The sequence below is a fragment of the Gilvimarinus gilvus genome, assembly GCF_030518155.1.
Classification (GTDB): Bacteria; Pseudomonadota; Gammaproteobacteria; order Pseudomonadales; family Cellvibrionaceae; genus Gilvimarinus; species Gilvimarinus gilvus.
In genome coordinates this window covers 95780-115705 of sequence record NZ_JAULRU010000319.1, presented here as the reverse complement: position 1 = coordinate 115705, position 19926 = coordinate 95780, and the positions used below count along the sequence as shown (strand labels likewise).

The window sequence follows — 19926 nt, the reverse complement described above, 5'->3', positions numbered from 1 at the left end:
CTGAATGGAAGCTGAAGCGACGATTAGCGGCCAAAAGTCGTGTTAAAAAGGTATAATTGCGGCAAATTTGCGAAAACTGACACAGGTTAGATGATGTTGGATAAGGTATCTGTTCAAGAATACATGGCTCAGGTAGGTATCGAGGCCCGCGCGGCCTCGCGCGTACTGGCCGCAAGCACGACAGGCGTCAAAAATGCAGCCTTGCAGGCAATGGCCCGCGCACTTGACGCCAATCGTGACTTATTGGCTCGGGAGAATGAAAAAGATCTGGCGGCCGGGCGTGAAAACGGCTTGGATGCGGCGCTACTCGATCGCCTGGCGCTGACGCCGAAAACCATAGACGGCATGATTGAAGGATTGCGGCAGGTAGCGGCTCTGCCCGATCCCTGCGGTGAAATCACTGATTTAAGCTTTCGCCCCAGCGGTATTCAGGTGGGAAAGATGCGAGTGCCGTTAGGTGTCGTCGGAATCATTTATGAGTCCCGTCCCAATGTCACCATTGATGCGGCCAGCCTGTGCTTAAAATCGGGCAACGCGGCCATATTACGCGGTGGTAAGGAAGCTATCCATTCGAACAGAGCGATCGCTCAGTGTATCGAGCAAGGGTTGGCCGATGCAGGTCTGCCGCTTGGGTGTGTACAGGTTGTGCAAACCACTGACCGTGCTGCGGTCGGTGCGATGATTACCATGCCCGAATATGTCGATGTCATCGTGCCGCGCGGTGGGAAAGGCCTCATTGAACGCATTTCCAGTGACGCTAAGGTGCCGGTTATCAAGCATTTGGATGGCATTTGCCATGTCTATATTGACGCTAAAGCGGATCTTGAAAAGGCGTTCAATATTGCGTTGAACGCCAAGACGCATCGTTATGGCGTTTGTAACGCCATGGAAACGTTGCTCGTGGATGAGTCGGTTGCAACGGCGATACTGCCGAGATTGGCTAGCGCGTATAAAGAAAAAGGCGTGGAACTGCGCGGCTGTGACAAGACCTGTGCTCTTATTGATGCCAAATTGGCGACGCGGGATGACTGGGCCACTGAATACTTGGCACCTGTTCTGGCGATTCGTGTGGTGGCCTCGCTAGAGGCGGCAATGGACCATATCGCGCAATACAGTTCACAGCATACCGAGTCGATCGTAACCGAAGATTATACGCGCGGGCGCCGTTTTTTGACCGAGGTGGATTCCAGTTCGGTGATGATTAATGCCTCTACGAGGTTTGCCGATGGCTTTGAGTACGGCCTGGGCGCGGAAATTGGTATCTCTACCGATAAAATTCACGCCCGCGGCCCGGTAGGTCTGGAAGGGCTGACCTCGCAGAAGTGGATCGTGTTAGGCGACGGCCAGATTCGCGATTGATGTTGCGCAAAATTGCATTTTTGGGCGGTACGTTTAATCCGGTTCACCACGGGCATTTACGCCTTGCGCTGGATTTAGTGAACATTGTCGGTTTCGAACAGGTTCGCCTCGTACCTTGCCATCTCCCTACACATCGGCAGCAGCCCAGTGTCAGCAGCGACATGCGGGCGAGCATGGTGGGGCAGGCAATTGCTGGTTGTCACGTGCTCGCGCTCGACCGGCGCGAGTTGGAGCGGGGTACGGCTACCTATTCTGTCGATACTTTGTTGGAGTTACGCCGTGAGCTGGGCGACGATGTATCTCTGTCGATGATTATGGGGACCGATGCCTATCTGGGGTTGCCTCGCTGGCACCGTTGGCGTGAGCTGTTATCGTTAGCGCATCTGGTGGTTGTGGAGCGGCCAGGTTATTCACTTGCCTCACACGGTGAGTTGGCCGAGTACGACCGTCAAAACACGGCGGAGCTAGACGCATTGGACAATGCCGCCTACGGCTCAATTGTGCACTTGAGTGTGCGCTTGTTGGATATCAGTGCAACGCAAATACGAGCACTGATAGCTCGCGGCCAATCAACCCAATACTTATTGCCGGAATCAGTTCGGCATTTTATTTCGAAGCACGGCCTTTATAGTGCCGATGCTCCTACATGTTAATAGGTAATTTATGTCAGATAACTTGATCGATGTTTTGTTAGGCGCACTGAATGACTTGAAAGCCAAAGAGGCGACTCAGGTGGATGTACGTGGGAAAAGTGATGTGATGGATGTGCTGCTTATCGCGTCTGGCACCTCTAATCGCCATGTTAAATCTCTGGCTTCTAACGCCGTGGAAGATGCAAAGAAGGCGGGCTTTCAGCCTCTGGGGGTGGAAGGCCTGGAGAGCGGTGAATGGGTGTTGGTCGACTTTGGTGATATCGTGCTTCACGTAATGAAGCCCGAAACGCGTGAGTTTTACGATTTGGAAAAGCTGTGGTCAGTGGAACCCGCGGGCCGTTCTGCGGACTAAGGTTAGAATCACTGTGCGTATCAAGTTAATTGCTGTAGGCACACGCATGCCTGGCTGGGTAGAAGAGGGCTATGGAGAATATGCCAAACGCCTGCCGCGCGGTGATATGGTTGTGGAGCTGGTCGAGTTAGCGTTGGCCAAACGCGGTAAAAATGCCGATATAGCCCGCGCTATGGAAGCCGAAGGGGAGGCTATAATTGGCGCGATAGGCAAGGGTGATCGGGTAATTGCGCTGGACGTCTTGGGGCGATCTTTCAGCACCGAAACACTGGCAGATAAGTTATCGGGTTGGCGCATGGACGGGCAGGATGTCAGCTTGTTAATAGGCGGCCCCGATGGCTTGTCGGCCAAGGTGCTGGCGCTGGCCGATGAAAAATGGTCTTTGTCAGCACTGACGTTGCCTCACCCCTTGGTGCGAGTATTATTAATGGAGCAGCTGTATCGAGCTTGGACGGTGCTAAATAACCACCCCTACCATAAATAAAACACGATAAATATATACATGGGTTCTAATGTCTGAGGCGCGGCACTTTAAAGACCATCATCGCGAAGCGAAGATTTTTGTTGCCCGTGCAATCTTTACGGCTCTGGCTATTGTGCTTTTAACGGGTATGTTGCTGGTGCGATTTTATTCCCTCCAGGTAACCCATCATCAGGACTATGTCACCCAGTCCGACCGTAACCGCGTTCACGTGTTGCCCATCTCTCCAACTCGCGGGCTTATTTATGACCGCAACGGCGAGTTGTTGGCTGAGAATCGTGCCAGCTATACCCTGTCTATTGTGCATGAGCGTGTAGAGGATCTAGGGCAAACGCTCGATACTCTGGGTGATTTAGTTGATATCTCCGCAAATGATATTGAAAAGTTCAACGATCAATTGCGACAAAAGCGCCGGCCGTTTGACCCTGTGCCGTTGCGTTATAACTTAAATGAAGAAGAAATTGCGCATTTGGCGGTCAATGAGTATCGCCTGGATGGTGTTGAGGTACATGCACAGCTTGTGCGCAACTATACCCATGGCGAACTCTATGCTCACACACTGGGTTATGTGGGGCGTATCAGTGAAAAGGAACTTGCTGGGTTTGATGAAGATACCTATCAGAAATACAGCGGCACCCACTCGATCGGCAAGATCGGTCTCGAGCGAGAGTATGAATCGATGTTGCTAGGCGATGTAGGCTACCAAAACGTGGAAACAAACGCGCGTGGTCGCGTGTTGCGCGTGTTGGATAGCCGCGACCCCAAGCCGGGGCAAGATCTTGTCTTACACATGGACACTGAGGTGCAGCGCGAAGCGCACGCGGCGCTAGATGGCCGCAGAGGCGCCGTTGTAGCGATTGACGTTGCAACGGGCGGCGTGATTGCCGCTGTTAGCGCGCCCAGCTTTGATGCTAATTTGTTCGTTACCGGTATTAGCTTTAAAGATTATCGTTTGCTGAATCAGTCACGCGATTTACCGCTGTTCAACCGTTTTTTACAGGGCCAGTACCCGCCAGGCTCAACGATTAAACCGGTCGTCGGAATGGCGGGTTTGCATCACAACGTCATCACTCCACAAGACACTATTTACGATCCTGGCTACTATCGTTTAGGAAACGATAAACGGCTCTATCGCGATTGGAAGCGTCGCGGCCATGGGACAAAAGTGGACTTATTGCAGGCCATCGCCGAGTCTTGTGATACTTACTTCTACGATCTGGGGCACAATCTGGGAATTGATGATTTGCATAGTTTTGGCAGCCAGTTTGGTCTCGGCGATAAATCGGGAATCGATATTCCCAGCGAGCGTCGCGGCCTATGGCCGTCGCGCGCCTGGAAGCGAGGCGCGCGCGGTTTGGCCTGGTATCCGGGCGACACGCTTAATGTGTCTATTGGACAGGGTGATGTTTTGGCAACGCCTCTACAATTGGCGGTAATGACTGCAACCTTAGCCAGTCGCGGACGGCATTTTCGTCCTCAGTTGGTGGCGAGTATCGGTGGTCAAGAAGTCGCGCCAACGTTGGTAGAACAGGTTGAAGTTGCCCCAGAGCATTGGGAGACTATTCTCAATGCGATGCATGAAGTTGTTCACGGGCTGCATGGTACCGCTAAGAGTATTAATCGCGGTGCCGATTATGAAATGGCGGGAAAAACCGGCACTGCGCAAGTTGTCGCTATTGCTCAAGGCGAAGAGTATGACTCCGAGGCGTTGTCCGAACGCAATCGTGACCATGCACTTTTTGTTGGATATGCGCCTTTTGAGCAACCGCAGATCGCTGTGGCGGTTATTTTAGAAAATGCCGAATCAAGCTCGTCGGCCGCGCAGATATCGCGCCGGGTATTTGATGTTTGGTTAAACCGTGAGAATAACTAATGCCTAACCAAGACTTCTTACGGAGACTCCCCGAATCTGATCAAACGTTACGTCGGCGCGATCGTTTGCAACAACGCGTGCACCTGGATTTTTGGTTACTGTTACTGTTGCTGACGATTACCGTAGGGGGATTGTTTGTTTTGTATAGCGCCAGTGATCAATCTGTCGCTACCGTCAAGCGCCAGGGCGTGTATTTTATAATTGCTTATATTGCGATGATTTTTGTGGCACAAGTCCCCGTGCACTTTATGCGGCGTTTGGCACCTTGGGCTTACGTCGTTGCCGTGGGCCTATTGGTTTTGGTTATTTTTCATGGTGTTGGCGCTAAGGGTGCTCAGCGCTGGTTGAGTTTGGGCGGTTTTCGATTTCAGCCTTCTGAGTTAATGAAGCTGGCTATGCCCATCGCTATTGCAGCCTATTTGGGGCAAAGGCACTTGCCGCCAGCTTTCAAGCATATTTTTTGGACGTTGGTGTTTGTGTTTGTACCCGTCGTGTTGATTGTGAAACAGCCTGACCTAGGTACGTCAATTTTAGTTGCTGCCTCCGGTCTAATGGTGCTCTTTTACGCCGGAATATCATGGCGCTATATTTTTGCTGCTGTATTGGCCGCTTTGCTTAGTTTGTGGCCTCTGTGGCAATTTGTATTACATGATTACCAAAAGCGGCGGGTGCTTACCTTATTGAATCCCGAGGCTGACCGACTGGGCGCTGGTTGGAATATTATTCAATCGAAAACGGCAATCGGCTCAGGTGGTGTGCCAGGTAAGGGTTGGCTACAGGGTACTCAGTCGCATTTGGATTTTTTGCCCGAGGGCCATACCGACTTTATTATTGCGGTTCTGGCAGAAGAGTTTGGGTTAATAGGGGTGTTAGTCTTACTGGGGTTGTATATGCTCGTTGTTGCTCGCGGCCTGATGATTGCGTTGCGCGCGCAGGAAAGTTTTGGCCGTTTACTGGCGGCCAGTATTACGCTGACTTTTTTTGTCTATGTATTCGTGAATATTGGGATGGTATCGGGCTTGCTCCCGGTGGTGGGAGTGCCGTTACCGTTGGTCAGTCAGGGCGGAACCTCGTTAGTCACGCTATTGGCTGGATTTGGTATTCTCATGGCAATTGCGACTGAGCCCCGCAAGGTGATTCGATGAAGATAACCCGCAGAGTTAATTTGCTTGCAACCTACTGCCTCCTTGTTTTTTTTGTAATGTTTAGCGCGGCTGTTAAGGCTGATTACTCTGAGCACCCCAGCGCGCAACCGTTTATTGCGCGGATGGTTGAGCAGCACGATTTTGATTCGTTCGAGCTTACACAACTTTTTAAGGCAGTAGAAAAGAAGCAATCTATTCTTGATACCATCGCGCGCCCGGCCGAAAAGACAAAGAGTTGGGCTGATTACCGCAAGATTTTTATCAAGCCCGCACGCATTGAAGGTGGTGTGAGCTTTTGGTTGGACAACGCTGAAGCTCTATTGCGCGCGGAGAGAGCCTTTGGCGTGCCCGCTGAATACATTGTTGCCATCATAGGCGTCGAAACTCTGTACGGTAAGATCACCGGAAGTTATCGAGTGATGGATGCTCTAAGCACTTTGGCGTTTGATTATCCGCCTCGCAGCCCTTTTTTTACTAAAGAGTTGGAGCACTATTTACTGTTAACGCGCGAGCATGGACAAGATCCGTTGCTCAATAAAGGATCCTACGCGGGGGCTATGGGGCTTGGGCAATTTATGCCATCTAGCTATCGTGAATATGCGGTCGATTTTAATGGCGATAGCTGGCCCGACATTTGGCAAAATAAGGCAGATGCCATAGGCTCGGTCGCGAATTATTTCCACCGGCATGGCTGGCAAGCCGCGCAAAGGGTGACTGTGCGGGCCCGTCCAAACAAGAACATTGTATTGGCTGAGCCGAAAACTATTGCTAAGCCGGAGCTGACAGTGGCTGATTGGATGCAGCGGGGCTTGCAACCTGTCATCGACCTGAACGAGGACGTGCTGGCCAATGCTATTGTGCTGGACGGCGCATTGGGCGATGAATACTGGCTGACAATGAATAATTTCTATGTAATTACACGGTACAATCGCAGTGCAATGTATGCTATGGCGGTAGATCAGTTAGCCCAGGCTATATATCGCGAGGGCTTTGATAAAGTCGAGGAGAAACTCAATCCATGAGGTGTTGGTTAAAGGTTGTCGTCTGGTGTGTGATCGCAGGGTTAGCGGCGTGTTCGCAGAATGAATCACGCTATGCAATGAAACACGATACCGGACCAGACCGTCACGTGGATGTGACGCATATTCCTGATGCCGTGCCCAAATATGAAGCTCGCACGCGGGCCGGGAATAAAAATCCTTATACAGTTCTAGGCCAAACGTATTATTTAATCGAAGATGAGTCCGACTATAAAGAGCGTGGTACGGCATCCTGGTACGGCAAAAAGTTTCACGGTCATAAAACCTCCAATGGCGAAGTCTATGACATGTATGGCATGACAGCGGCTCATAAAACGTTGCCGATACCTTCCTACGTGCGCGTGACCTATTTAAAAAATGGCCGCAGTGTCGTGGTTCGGGTGAATGACCGGGGGCCCTTTCACCAGGGCCGGATAATTGATTTAAGTTACGCTGCGGCGCAAAAGCTCGGTATTGCCAGTGCTGGAACGGGGCCGGTAGAGGTAGAGATAGTTGTTCCCGGTGATACCCCGCCCCCGCCGTTGCGCCCGGAGGATCGTGCCGCTACACACGCCGATGGTATCTATTTACAGGTCGGCGCTTTTAGTTCAGCAAGTAATGCGAAAGGACTGCGGGATGACGTCGATAGCGTGTTAGAGGCACGTGTCTTTGTCAGTGAGTTCCTGGCCGCCAAATCGCTGTATCGAGTCAGAATTGGCCCCTTGGCGGATATGGCTGAAGTGAGTAGGGTAAGGGGTAAGCTAACCGGCGCAGGGTTTTCGGCGGGCCATATAGTCAAGGATTAGTCAAACCGGCGATGACCGCATGGACTTAACCCTAGCAGCAACTGTGTTCTAGATTATGATGGGCTTATATGGCTCCCCCGATCTGAACACAGTTGCTGCTAGTAGACCTGCGATATGGATAATTCTTAATTCGGTAGGGTCACAGTTATACAGAGTACAATTGCAGGTTTATCGACGAAAAATGCGCGAACGGGTGCCGATTGAGGCGGGTTTGCGGTAAACTGTGTCAATCATTTAAACCGATATAGACGGGCGTAATACGGGCCAACCATGCTTTCCAAATTATTTTCTTTCGTAGCAATTTTCTCCCTAACTGTGGCTGTTCAGGCGCAGCAGGTATTGATTCCCGCTCCGCCTCAGTTGGCCGCAACCGCTTATTTACTGGTTGATGCAGACACGGGAGAGGTTTTAGTGGAGCACAACGCCGACGAGCAACTCCCCCCTGCCAGCCTGACTAAAATGATGACCAGCTATATCGTTACCAACGAGCTTGAGCATAACCGCCTTGGTGAGCAAGATCTGGTCAATATTAGCGTCAAAGCCTGGGAAATGGGCGGCTCCAAGATGTTTGTGCGCGAGGGTACGCAAGTGCCGGTCATCGATTTGCTGCGCGGTGTGATCATTCAGTCGGGTAACGATGCGAGCGTTGCGCTTGCCGAGCATATTGCAGGTGGTGAGGACGCGTTTGCTGATGTCATGAATCAAACCGCGCAACTACTGGGCTTGCACGGCACACACTATATGAACAGTACGGGGTGGCCTGCAGAGGGCCATCTGACTACGGCGCGGGATCTCGCTACGTTGGCTCAGGCGATAATTGCTGATCACCCGCAATACTATCCACTGTACGCGGAAAAGTATTTTGAATATAACGAAATCAATCAGCCCAATCGCAACCGACTGCTGTTTCGTGACAGTTCAGTCGATGGACTAAAAACAGGTCATACCGAAGCGGCGGGGTACTGCTTGGTTGCATCGGCCAAGCGCAAACAGATGCGTTTAATCTCTGTGGTAATGGGTACTACCAGCGAGAACGCTCGTGCGGCTGAGACGCAAAAATTGTTGGCGTACGGTTTCCGTTATTATGAGAGCGCTGAATTGTATGTGGCGGGCTCGGTGCTGGATACAGCGCGGGTTTGGTACGGTACTTCTGACGCACTTACGTTAACTGTGCCTGCCGCAGTGACTATGACCATCCCCCGGGGTAGTAAAGACAATATTGAGGCGAGTCTGGTTATGCCTGACACCTTAAAAGCACCTATAGCCATAGGAGACGAACTGGGGAAACTCACGCTGACACTAAACGGTGAGGTGATAGCCGAAGTGCCTGCGGTGGCCGCGCACGATGTGGATGAGGCTGGTTTTTTTGCCCGCTTAATTGACGCTATCAAGCTGTTTATTTCGAATCTGCTGAGCTAATACGCCAGGTGTCGCCAGATTGGCGGCACCAACGGCCATCAGAAGAATTCTGATATAATGCCCGGCGTGAAAATGAATCCCCGAAGGTCGTATGACTCCGCAAGATCCTCCAAAAATTGAATTTCCCTGTCCCGGTTACCCGATTAAGGTGCTGGGTGACGCCGGTGAGACGCTGAAAGCTCTGGTCATTGAGGTCATGCAAGCGCATGACCCTGATTTTGATACGAGCACTCTCAAAATTAAAGACAGTGGTAAAGGCCGCTATCAGTCAATCACGGTATACATTACAGCCACGGGTATTGAGCAGTTGGAAACAATCCATCAGGATTTGCGAGCCAGCTCTGTGGTAAAAGTTGTATTGTGACGACTGAGGCCACCCCTGTGCTGATCAAATACCTGGGCCGACGGGAATATCAGCAGACCTGGGACGCAATGCAAGTGTTCACCAATGAGCGCACGGCGCAAACAGCGGACGAGATTTGGCTGGTTGAACATCCGCCTGTGTTTACTCAGGGGCAAGCCGGAAAAAGTGAGCACTTGCTTACTTTGAGTGATATACCAGTTGTACAGTCTGATCGTGGCGGTCAAATCACTTATCACGGTCCAGGACAGTTGGTGGCCTATCCACTGCTCGATCTCCGTCGTCTCAAATTGGGCGTGCGCGATCTCGTGACCATTCTCGAGCAAAGCTTGATTTGGCTGTTGGCGACATACGGTATTGAGGCCTATGCGAAAGCTGATGCCCCTGGTGTTTACGTTGGCGAACGCAAAGTTGCCTCATTGGGGCTGCGAGTGCGACGTGGATGCAGCTTCCATGGCTTGGCGCTGAATATTGATATGGACCTGACTCCATTTACGCAAATTAACCCTTGCGGTTACGCCGGAATGGCGATGACTGACATGACACGCGAGCTAGGCCAGGCACCTGACATGGCAGAAGTACAGCGGCGTTGGGTTGAGGGTTTTGTACAGAATTTAGGCGACAAAACCGGTATAATACCGACAATCCGTTCCTAATCCGGCTCAAAAGGCCACACGATTAATACCCGAAAGAGTTTTTTATGACCACCGAAATCCCCGATATTCAACCGGTTAAACGTACTCGCCGCCACAAGCAAGGCGAGAAGCTGCGCGATGCTGACAAAGTAGAACGTATCCCGGTAAAGGTGATTGCCAGTGATGCAACTGAAATACCACGCAAACCGGACTGGATCCGGGTGCGCGTTCCCGCCTCGCCAGAGGTGGATCGTATTAAAAAGCTGCTGCGCAAAAATGGCCTGTCCTCCGTTTGCGAAGAAGCCAATTGTCCTAATTTGGGGGAGTGCTTCTCAGGCGGTACTGCGACCTTTATGATCATGGGCGACATTTGCACACGTCGCTGTCCGTTTTGTGATGTTGGCCATGGTAAACCGAACCCTCTGGACACCAACGAGCCTGTGCAATTGGCCGAGGCTATTGCTGAAATGGGGCTCAAGTATGTGGTGATAACATCGGTTGATCGAGATGATCTGCGCGATGGCGGTGCTGGTCATTTCGCTGACTGTATTCGCGAGTCGCGTCAGCGCTCGCCAAAGTTACAGGTCGAAATTTTAACCCCGGATTTCCGTGGTCGAATGGAACCTGCCCTCGATATTTTGGAACAAGAAGCCCCGGATGTTTTCAACCATAATCTGGAAACTGTGCCGCGCTTATACCGGCAGGCACGCCCCGGTGCTAATTACAAATGGAGCTTGAAGTTGTTGGCGGAGTATAAAAAACGTCGCCCGGATGTTTTGACTAAATCTGGCCTTATGGTCGGACTAGGCGAAACCAAGGAAGAAATTTTTGAGGTGATGCGCGATATGCGAGATCATCAGATCGATATGATAACCATTGGTCAGTATTTGCAGCCATCGCGCGACCATTTGCCTGTTGAGCGCTATGTGCATCCGGATGAATTTGCCGAGTATACTCAGCTTGCCGATGAAATGGGCTTTAAGCACGCGGCATGTGGTCCGCTGGTTAGGTCTTCTTATCATGCCGACAAGCAAGCACAGGGCGAAGATGTGAAGTGGTTTGATACTAAGGCGTGATTTTGTGGTCGGTGCGGCGTCAGGCAACTTTGAAATTTGTGAGCTGCAGCGCCGACCTGACTTTCTTGATAAAGTGGCCGCATGGCATTATCGGGAGTGTTTACGCCAGGGGCTGCAAACCACGCTAGAAAAGCGCAAGTCACGCCTAGCCCAGCATCTCAAATATGATCCGAAAATTCCGCAAACGTGGTTGGCTATCAACGAAAATATCTTGGTTGGCTGCATCAGTCTGGTCAGTTACCATTTGCAGTCGGCGGCGAATTCATCCAGCCAGTCGGAACCTCTGTGGCTAAGTAACTTATTTGTCGAACCCGAATATCGCCGTAGAGGGGTTGGTTCTGAGTTAATGAACACCGTCATATCCTACTCACGCGAGCTGGGTGAACGTGAGCTTTGGCTTATCGCCAGCGATCAAACCGATTACTATCGCTCGCGCGGCTGGCATACCGTGCGACAAGTGCGTATTGCCAAGCAACCGGCCAATGTAATGCGAGTGTCTCTGCTTTAGCGTTCATTAAAGCACATCAACTTTTGTGCATGATCGGTAAATACAGCGTCGGCTCGCCAGCGCTTGAGCTCCGTCCATTCATCGATAAAATTCGCAGTGTACACCCAGCTCTCCATGCCTCTGGCGTGAATGTCGGCAATGAGTTCGATGGTGGTCAAGTCAATATGGGTATTGAACGAGAAAGGCGCTAATGGCTCGGCCAAAGCAGCGTAGCTCAGGGGCAGGCCTGCCAGCAATACACCGATTTTGATGTCCGGTAATAGCTTGCGACAGGCGTAAAGCTCAAGGTGATTGAAGCTGGAAATAATCAGGTGCTCTTGCGTTAACTGGAGTTCCCGACAGACGTTATCAATAGTTTGCGCCAGTACCTCGGCGCCGCCTGAATTTTTTATTTCTAAATTGAGTAGGCAGTTGCCGTTAACAGCCTTTAAGATAGAATCGAGACTGGCCAGTGGCTCACCATTGTCCAGTCGCAATTGCGACAGTTCCAAATAGGTTAGTTCATCTATGCGATGATTATCGTAAAATCGCAAGCGACGGTCGTGAAAGACCCAGAACTGTCCGTGGAGAAACCAAAGGTCTACCTCAATGCCGTCGACACCAAGCTCGACGGCGGCTTGCACGGCAGCCAGTGAATTCTCCGGTGTTCCCGCAGCGCTGCAACCTCGATGAGCAATGCACTTCATTGTATCGGTCTCCGTTAATTCCAGCCTTACAGTTGAATTATTAGCATACCAGTATCATAGTGAGTGTTTTTCTAGAGGGGAAGGTTGTGACTAAGCTATTGATGGTAGTTGGATGTATTTTGCTGTTTTTGCTGCTATCACAGGTGGTGGATCGCATTGTCCGCGAACTGGCAAATAAGCGCAATGTCAGTGCGTATCGAGTAGGATATCTTACTAAAATCACCTATTTTGCGATGCTGTTTTGTACTATTGCTGTCGTTTGTTTGGTTTTAGGCTTGGGGTATGGCGACGTTGCTCTGTTCCTGTCTTCTGTCTTTGCGGTCGTGGGTATTGCCCTTTTTGCCCAGTGGTCAATTTTAAGTAACATTACCGCCAGTGTGATTATCTTTTTTGGTTTCCCTTATCGGGTTGGTGACCGCATTCGTGTGCTTGACCCGGACGCTACTTTTACCGGTGTTATTCAAGAAATTACCATGTTTCACGTTATCGTAACGCTGGACGAAGGCGATACGGTTACCTATCCCAACTCATTGATGTTACAGCGTGCCGTGCTGAAAGTGGGTGGCTCGGAAGATAGGGCCGTAGACGATTAAGCGGTTTTCTTCTGATTTGGACTAAAAAGTACTGGCCCGCTCGCACTCAATTATGGGTTCTGGGCGGCCATAGAGGAAGCCTTGAATCAAGTCGATGCCGATTTCGCGGCACAATGCGGCGGTTTGTTCGGTCTCCACGCCTTCGGCCAGAGTCTTAATGCCAAGCCCACTTATTAAGTCATTCAGTGTTGAAAGCAGTTGATAGCGTCCGGCTGTTGACCCCTCCAAATCGCGTACCAGAGCGATATCAAACTTTAGGTAATCGGGTGGTACTTCAACAACTTCCAGTAACCGTGCTTGTCCTGCGCCAAAGTCGTCGTAAGCCAGTCCAATGTTGAGCCGTTTGAGGCTACGCCGTACTTCAGCCATGGCGTCAAGATCGGTAATAGCGGCCTCATGTACTTCAAAAACCAGCTCAAGCATTGGGTAAATCGCACGCAATCTTGTGAGCTCACTAAGCAAACTATCGAAATCATTGGATTCGTTGGGGTGAGTGTTAAAAAATAAGGGAACACTTATTTTTGCACGGGCGGCATCTTCAAAGCACCTTTCGCGAAACAGTCGACTTAAAGCGGCTTCGGAGTCTAGCGTTTCGGCCAAGTTGAACAATGCAGCCGGGCTTTCGCCAAGAATAGGGTGATCGCCACGACCCAGCAACTCAAACGCGAAGGGACTGCCATCATTGTGGGCAATAAGCTGTTTATAACCCTTGACCATACGTCGTTGGAGTAATTCAAAAAACTCGCGAGTATGCAAAGGAAATTGATTGGGCAGGTTGCCGATGCCGACACGGGTCGAGTCACGGGCCGCCTGAGTGAGCGGGCCAACTTCCACCATTAAGCGGAATTCATGATCTCCCAGGTGCAATACAAAACCCGCTTCGAGCTCGGTTGGCTCGCGAATACATTGTCTATTGACAAAGGTCCCATTGGTACTGCCCAGGTCGGTGACAATAAGTTTGTTATCGACTAAGTCAAAGCGCGCGTGTTGACGGGAAATGCTTTCCATATTCAGCTGTAGGTCACACTCTACATGACGCCCTACCACAGAGGGAAGCTCGCGCAGCTCGTAGCGACGCGACTTTAGACTGTCACCAGAATACCCCTCCAGATAATAGTGAATCGTCACTGTCGGCTCCAAACCTTGTCCTTCTTCTAATAGTAGCGTTTTTTAGCCAATAAAAAATCTAGCCTTCATGATGAATTGGCATAAACAAATACCTCCTTAGATTACCCTGCAAATGGCTTTGGCAAGATAATCGACATTAGACTTATTTATACCGGCAATGTTGATACGACTGTTGTCGGTCATGTAAACGCTAAATCCCTGTTTAATTTGCTGTACTTGAGAGACATTCAAACCCAAAAAGCTGAACATTCCGTGTTCGCGCTCAATAAATGAAAAGTCCCGACTCGACTGCTGTTGCGACAGTGCAGCCACCAGGTCACTGCGCAATTGAGAGATGCGCTCGCGCATGCTCTTAAGCTCAGTAATCCATAGCGTTTGTAAGGCTTGGTCGTGATAAATTTTATCGACAATACTCGCTCCGTGAGCGGGCGGCATCGAGTAGAGTCCGCGGGCAATACTCAATACCTGGCTTTGTATGGCTCGGGCTTGTGCGGCGTCTTCGCCGACGATGCTTAGACTGCCGGCGCGTTCGCGGTACAGCCCAAAGTTCTTGGAAAATGAGGTTGCCAACACCAGCTCTGGAAGCTGTTCAGCCATAACTCTAACGCCAAAGGCATCTTCTTCGATGCCCTGCCCAAAACCTTGATACGCCATATCAATAAACGGCGTAAATCCTTTGTGTTTGGCAAGTTCTGTAACGGCCAACCACTGCTCCTGGGATAGGTCCGCACCACTTGGGTTATGGCAGCACGCGTGCAGAAGCACCAAATCACCGGGGAGGGTGGCGTCCAGTGCTGCCATCATCGCGTCGAAGTCTATATTGTGCCGTTCGAAGTCGTAATAGGGATACTCGATTAACTCGATCCCCGCGCTTCCCAGCAGTGGCATGTGATTGGCCCAGGTGGGTGTGCTGACCCAAATACGCGCGTTGGTACGGGTTTTTTTGATCAGCTCCGCGGCTAGCCGCAAGGCTCCACAACCACCCGGTGTCTGCACGGTAGCAATGCGCTGTCCATTTATCGCGCTATGCTCGCTGCCAAACGCCAAACGTTGCGCGGCAAGGTTGGCTCCGGCAATGCCCGCCGGGGCGGTGTAAGTCTTTGTGGTTTGCTCTTTGAGTAACAGCGCCTCGGCTTTGCTCACCGCTTGAAGTACAGGGGTCAGCCCATCTTCAGTCTTGTAAACTCCCACTCCCAGATCGACTTTATTCGGATTAGTATCGCCGTGGTAGGCGGCGCTTAGGCCTAAGATAGGGTCGGCCGGTAGCAGTGGCAGCGCATCAAACATGAAAATTCCTTAGAGACGGTAAAAGCTTGACGAGATGATAACGCATTTTTGCTCAAGCGCGCGGCATAGGAGTCGCGTATATTGCTGTCGCGTTGCTATAATTGACCTTTTTCAGAGGCTGGTCTTGTATGTCGAAGTACTGGAGTGAGGTTGTTCGCACCATTGAGCCCTATGTGCCGGGTGAACAACCCCAAGTGGAAGGGTTGATTAAGCTCAATACCAATGAGAACCCGTATCCACCATCGCCCCGAGTCGTACAGGCTGTGAGTGAAGACGTCATGGAACGTTTGCGTTTTTACCCAGACCCCAACGCCACTGAGCTGCGCCGTGCCATAGCACGGTATAACCACTTAGATGAAAGCTGGGTGTTTGCGGGCAACAGTTCTGACGAAGTCTTGGCGCAAGCATTTATGGCTTTTTTCCAACAAGATAAACCCTTATTGTTTCCAGATATTACCTACGGTTTTTACCCCGTGTATTGTCAGCTATTTGGTATCGAGACCGTAAAGGTCCCGCTGGCACAGGATTACAGTTTGGGGTTGGCGCAGTATCGCCAGCCCAATGGCGGTATTATATTCCCCAACCCTAACGCGCCGACGGGCCTGGAAACTTGTTTAGATGACATTGAGCAGCTGCTGAGCGATAACGCTGAGTCGGTGGTGGTGGTGGATGAAGCCTACATTGACTTTGGTGGAACAAGTGCTGTGGCGCTGCTAGAGCAGTATGAGAATTTGTTGGTCGTACAGACCTTTTCTAAGTCTCGTGCATTGGCGGGGATGCGAGTTGGTTTCGCCATGGGTAACCCGGTTCTGATTGAGGCGCTAGAGCGAGTTAAAAACTCATTTAATTCTTACCCTTTAGATTCTGTAGCGCAGTTGGCGGCAACTGCCGCCATCGAAGATGTGGCGTATTTCGAGGGTTGTTGTAGAAAAGTAATAGCAACCCGCGAGGCCACCACTGAACAATTAACGGCGCTGGGGTTTGATGTGATACCGTCGAAAGCTAATTTCGTCATGGCTAAGCCGCCGGCTAGCCTGGCCGCAAAGTCTGTTGCCCAATTATTGCGCAATCGAAAAATAATAGTCCGCTACTTTGACAAGCCCCGAATTGATGAGTACATACGTATTAGCATCGGAACCGACGATCAAATGCAGCGGTTGATCGCTGCGCTCACAGAAATTATCAAGGCTCCTGGCTCGGCCGCACAATAAACTCCTCTGTCAAACCGCTCCACAGTAGTCGCTTGTAGAGCTCCCGGTTGCATTGATTCAGTGCTATGTCGCGGCTTCCGGCCTGTTTGCTGTCTTTAAACAATAACAGCATGGCCAGCCCTGCCAGACTCATACATTCAGTGTCTCTGAGGTCAAACTCAAATTGGTGAATTCCATTGTCGGCGGTTTCCTTAAGAAGTTGCCGCCACTGTTTCATCATCTGTATATCCATATCTCCGTGAATGTTAATACGGATGCAGTGCCCGTGATTGACTGGGCGCCAGTCAATTGTGGTGCCGGGCTTGATGGGCTTTTGGGATGCTGGGATTGTAATACTTGCGCGCGCTTTGGTTTTGCGCCCTTTCGATTCGGCAGGAACAATATCATCCCAGCTGCTGCTTTTTAGTTCAGCATCCAGTAAATCGTCTAGCATCTGTGTTTCATCGCTAAACGCTGCGTTGTCGGAATCCCTATCGAAAAAATCCTCTCCTACAAAAGGAACTTGTTTCTTCATAGTGCTGGTCTCGCTTTTCGAACGACGATCCGCAAAATCGATTATTGTTTTTCATTTACTCCTAGTATAGCGGTAGTCACGAACAAAACTTAACCACCTGTCGGGCAGGAGGATAGCGAAGGATAGGGATACCGTTAAAAAAGCGACTAAATATGCTAAAAATAGCGATTTTTATAATTTCAATATATTAATGCGTTGTTTTTGGTGCCAAATAGTCTAAGCGCTCAATAGCGACTTATAAGATTTTGCTACAACTAGATGTCCTGTTAAGCATTTATCGCGGAATTCCACTTGCTTAGTGGAGTTTATTCTAATAGATTGTTGTTTATTCCTAGTCCTTATAGATAAGAGCAAAAATAAGCACAATTGACCAATAGGACGATTAGAACACTTGGGGGCATGGTTGCCGGATTGGCAGCTTTGCACACAGAGCAAAGTAGCTTCACGTACCTCGTAAAAGCTGAGATGTAGAAAGGCGCATTAACGAGTTATTCGTCGATAGCGAATCGTTAGTCTTCTGTGGATGTTTATGCAAGAAAAATTAACCGTTGCAGCGCTAATTAAAAAGTACCAGACATTGTTTCGTCGGCTTGATCAGCATCAAATCGCCGAAAGATTGGTAAGCCTTGTGGCGGCTAAGGCTGGCGTGACTCGAGTGGCGCTCATTCTTAATCATGAGGGTGAGCACTTGCTTGCTGCGCTATGTGAGCGTTGTAAAGGAAAAGTGACAGTCAATAGCTCAGTCACTCCGCTGGTGAACGCCCAACAACTCCCCGTGGATGTTATTGCATCCGTTTGTTTTGCTGATCGCACACATTACTTGAGTTCTTCGCAGTTAAAGGAATTGCAGGCGCAATCGGGAGCCGTTGTTCCTGTAGTGTCTGGGGAAGATCGTCTGGCTGCTTTTTACCTCGAGGCGGCTTTGCCCAAGGATAAGCTCGAGCAGCTCATCGAGCAGCTCGAGTCGGTTTGGCTTATGTGCTCGCTATTGGCTGGGCAAATACTCGATATGCAGAGCTTTAGAGATCAGGCCGAGCGCTTTCAACAGACTGAGCAGGCTCTTTGGGCTAATGAAACCTACCTAAGTGCCATATTGCAGTATTCTCCGGCGCTTATTGCGGTGAAGGATCTCAATGGCAATGTGGTGATGGCAAGTGATCACTATAAACAGTTGGCGCACGTGGCGGATGAGCCGCTGGCTGGCAAAAGCGCTTATGACATTTATCCCGAAGAATTAGTCGAGTCGCTAAAGGTAATGGAAGCAGCGGCTTTAGATAATAGTCGTCCTTACGAAACGGAGCTTGAGCTGCAGCATAAAGATGGCTCTATGCACACCTATTTAATGGTGAAGTTCCCGCTCAGTGATCGCAATCAGGAAGTGTTTGGCGTCTGCACCATTTGCACGGATGTATCTGATCGCAAGCTTGCGGAAAATGCTCTACGCGAACAGCAGTCTCGCTTAAATTATATGGCGTTTCATGACTCGTTGACGTCGCTGCCGAATCGTTCACTGTTTTACGATCGAATCAACAATGGCGTTGCCAGAGCCCAGCGCTCCAAACATAAGTTAGCGCTTATGCTGCTGGATGTGGATCGCTTTAAAAACATCAATGACAGTTTGGGGCATGACTCGGGTGACCTTCTGTTAAAAGCGATTGCGACGCGTTTGAATGAAGGCGTACGGGAAATGGATACCGTCGCTCGCCTCGGTGGTGATGAGTTTGTTGTCGTACTCGAAGGCATTAACGATGTCGAAGATGTCCGCTTTGTTGCGAACAAGCTGCTGGCCCAATTGTCGCGGCCCATGGAAATCTCCGGACATGAAATCTCTATTACTGCGAGCATTGGTATTAGTGTATTCCCCACCGACGGTGAGAACACCGATGAACTGTTGAAAAACGCTGATATCGCTATGTACAAAGCCAAAGAAGCTGGCAAGAATAATTGCCAGTTTTATGCCAAGGGCATGAGCGCATCGGCGGTTAATTTTTTGTTGTTGGAAAATGACCTGCGCCGGGGCATTGACCAAAATCAGTTGGTCTTGCATTACCAGCCGCAGGTGGACCTAGCTACGGGTAAGCTGATCGGTGTCGAGGCTTTGGTGCGCTGGCAGCATCCCGAGCGGGGAATGGTATCGCCAATGCACTTTATACCCTTAGCTGAAGAAACGGGGCTCATCGTGCCGTTGGGCGACTGGGTACTAAAAGAGGCCTGTCACCAGCAGCAAAGCTGGCTCGGCAGCGATTTGGATGTTCCGAAAATGGCGGTTAATTTATCCACCAGACAATTTAGGCAAAAAGACTTTCCCGGCAAAGTGGCTATGGTACTGCGTGATACCGGGTTGCCAGCACAGTATTTGGAGTTGGAGATCACTGAAAGCTGCGCTATGGAGCACGCCAGTGAAACCATTAATCAGCTGAATCAGCTCAATCAAATGGGGCTGTCGCTGTCGATTGACGATTTTGGTACCGGTTATTCATCGCTTGCCTATTTGAAACGTTTCCCTATCGATAAGTTAAAAATTGACAGTAGCTTTATTCACGATATTCCACTGGATCAAAACGACGCGGCCATCGCGAGGTCAATTATTGGTCTTGCCCACAATATGCAGTTGACGGTTGTCGCCGAGGGAGTAGAGCAGGAGCAACAGGTTCAGTGGTTGCGCGAGAATCACTGTGATCAAGTGCAAGGTTTCTTATTTGCCAAGCCCATGTCCGCCACCAATTTCAAGGCGCATTTTAATGCGGCGGGCGAGTTTGATTTTAACGCCAACGTTGTTGCACTTAAGGACTTCGCGTAGGTTAACATTGGCTAAACTCC

At 50.4% G+C, this 19926-nt stretch carries 20 protein-coding genes; 16 read left to right on the top strand and 4 right to left on the bottom strand.

Annotation, left to right across the window (positions count from 1 at the left end; translation table 11 throughout):
- The first annotated feature begins 93 nt into the window (after positions 1-93).
- From QWI17_RS05495 to QWI17_RS05435, 13 genes are all read left to right on the top strand, one after another.
- Positions 94-1359, top strand: a complete 1266-nt coding sequence (locus QWI17_RS05495; RefSeq protein WP_302721512.1) for a glutamate-5-semialdehyde dehydrogenase — start codon at positions 94-96, stop codon at positions 1357-1359.
- Positions 1359-2012, top strand: coding sequence for a nicotinate-nucleotide adenylyltransferase (nadD, locus tag QWI17_RS05490; RefSeq protein ID WP_302721511.1), 654 nt, complete (start codon positions 1359-1361; stop codon positions 2010-2012). Before QWI17_RS05495 ends, nadD begins: the two co-directional genes overlap by 1 nt.
- A 10-nt stretch (positions 2013-2022) precedes the next feature.
- Positions 2023-2364, top strand: coding sequence for a ribosome silencing factor (gene rsfS / locus QWI17_RS05485; protein WP_302721510.1), 342 nt, complete (start codon positions 2023-2025; stop codon positions 2362-2364).
- Positions 2365-2377: 13 nt separating this feature from the next.
- Positions 2378-2848, top strand: a complete 471-nt coding sequence (gene rlmH / locus QWI17_RS05480) for a 23S rRNA (pseudouridine(1915)-N(3))-methyltransferase RlmH (protein WP_302721509.1) — start codon at positions 2378-2380, stop codon at positions 2846-2848.
- Positions 2849-2876: 28 nt separating this feature from the next.
- On the top strand, positions 2877-4718 hold the full coding sequence (gene mrdA / locus QWI17_RS05475) for a penicillin-binding protein 2 (protein ID WP_302721508.1): 1842 nt from the start codon (positions 2877-2879) through the stop codon (positions 4716-4718).
- A complete protein-coding gene (rodA, locus tag QWI17_RS05470) occupies positions 4718-5863 on the top strand; it encodes a rod shape-determining protein RodA (RefSeq protein ID WP_302721507.1) in 1146 nt (381 codons plus the stop codon). The genes mrdA and rodA overlap by 1 nt, the downstream gene beginning before the upstream one ends.
- A complete protein-coding gene (gene mltB, locus QWI17_RS05465; RefSeq protein WP_302721506.1) occupies positions 5860-6885 on the top strand; it encodes a lytic murein transglycosylase B in 1026 nt (341 codons plus the stop codon). Before rodA ends, mltB begins: the two co-directional genes overlap by 4 nt.
- Positions 6882-7688, top strand: coding sequence for a septal ring lytic transglycosylase RlpA family protein (locus QWI17_RS05460; protein ID WP_302721505.1), 807 nt, complete (start codon positions 6882-6884; stop codon positions 7686-7688). The genes mltB and QWI17_RS05460 overlap by 4 nt, the downstream gene beginning before the upstream one ends.
- 270 nt (positions 7689-7958) lie before the next feature.
- Entirely contained in the window at positions 7959-9107 is a 1149-nt protein-coding gene (locus QWI17_RS05455) for a D-alanyl-D-alanine carboxypeptidase family protein (protein ID WP_302721504.1), read from the top strand.
- Between the two features lie 91 nt (positions 9108-9198).
- Positions 9199-9471, top strand: a complete 273-nt coding sequence (locus QWI17_RS05450; RefSeq protein WP_302721503.1) for a YbeD family protein — start codon at positions 9199-9201, stop codon at positions 9469-9471.
- 17 nt (positions 9472-9488) lie between these two features.
- Complete coding sequence (gene lipB / locus QWI17_RS05445) at positions 9489-10124, top strand: lipoyl(octanoyl) transferase LipB (RefSeq protein WP_302721502.1); 636 nt, start codon at positions 9489-9491, stop codon at positions 10122-10124.
- Positions 10125-10168: 44 nt separating this feature from the next.
- Positions 10169-11179 (top strand): lipoyl synthase, encoded by a 1011-nt coding sequence (lipA, locus tag QWI17_RS05440; RefSeq protein WP_302721501.1) that lies wholly within the window; start codon positions 10169-10171, stop codon positions 11177-11179.
- The gene (locus QWI17_RS05435; protein WP_302721500.1) at positions 11163-11687 is read left to right on the top strand and encodes a GNAT family N-acetyltransferase; all 525 of its coding nucleotides are present in this window, start codon (positions 11163-11165) and stop codon (positions 11685-11687) included. The genes lipA and QWI17_RS05435 overlap by 17 nt, the downstream gene beginning before the upstream one ends.
- Here QWI17_RS05435 and QWI17_RS05430 read toward each other — a convergent pair.
- Positions 11684-12373, bottom strand: coding sequence for a glycerophosphodiester phosphodiesterase (locus QWI17_RS05430; RefSeq protein ID WP_302721499.1), 690 nt, complete (start codon positions 12371-12373; stop codon positions 11684-11686). The two genes, QWI17_RS05435 and QWI17_RS05430, sit on opposite strands and share 4 nt — an antisense overlap.
- A gap of 86 nt (positions 12374-12459) precedes the next feature.
- Between QWI17_RS05430 and QWI17_RS05425 the strand changes: the two genes are divergently transcribed.
- Positions 12460-12966 (top strand): mechanosensitive ion channel domain-containing protein, encoded by a 507-nt coding sequence (locus tag QWI17_RS05425; protein ID WP_302721498.1) that lies wholly within the window; start codon positions 12460-12462, stop codon positions 12964-12966.
- A gap of 21 nt (positions 12967-12987) precedes the next feature.
- On the opposite strand, the gene QWI17_RS05420 is transcribed toward QWI17_RS05425, so the two are convergent.
- Positions 12988-14094 (bottom strand): EAL domain-containing protein, encoded by a 1107-nt coding sequence (locus tag QWI17_RS05420; protein ID WP_302721497.1) that lies wholly within the window; start codon positions 14092-14094, stop codon positions 12988-12990.
- Positions 14095-14190: 96 nt separating this feature from the next.
- Entirely contained in the window at positions 14191-15381 is a 1191-nt protein-coding gene (locus QWI17_RS05415) for an amino acid aminotransferase (protein ID WP_302721496.1), read from the bottom strand.
- 128 nt (positions 15382-15509) lie between these two features.
- Here QWI17_RS05415 and hisC point away from each other — a divergent pair, with 128 nt between their 5' ends.
- Positions 15510-16592 (top strand): histidinol-phosphate transaminase, encoded by a 1083-nt coding sequence (gene hisC, locus QWI17_RS05410; RefSeq protein WP_302721495.1) that lies wholly within the window; start codon positions 15510-15512, stop codon positions 16590-16592.
- Here the strand turns inward: hisC and QWI17_RS05405 are convergent.
- Complete coding sequence (locus QWI17_RS05405; RefSeq protein ID WP_302721494.1) at positions 16564-17106, bottom strand: STAS domain-containing protein; 543 nt, start codon at positions 17104-17106, stop codon at positions 16564-16566. The two genes, hisC and QWI17_RS05405, sit on opposite strands and share 29 nt — an antisense overlap.
- Positions 17107-17635: 529 nt before the next feature.
- Between QWI17_RS05405 and QWI17_RS05400 the strand changes: the two genes are divergently transcribed.
- Positions 17636-19906 (top strand): putative bifunctional diguanylate cyclase/phosphodiesterase, encoded by a 2271-nt coding sequence (locus tag QWI17_RS05400; RefSeq protein WP_302721493.1) that lies wholly within the window; start codon positions 17636-17638, stop codon positions 19904-19906.
- Positions 19907-19926: the final 20 nt, after the last annotated feature.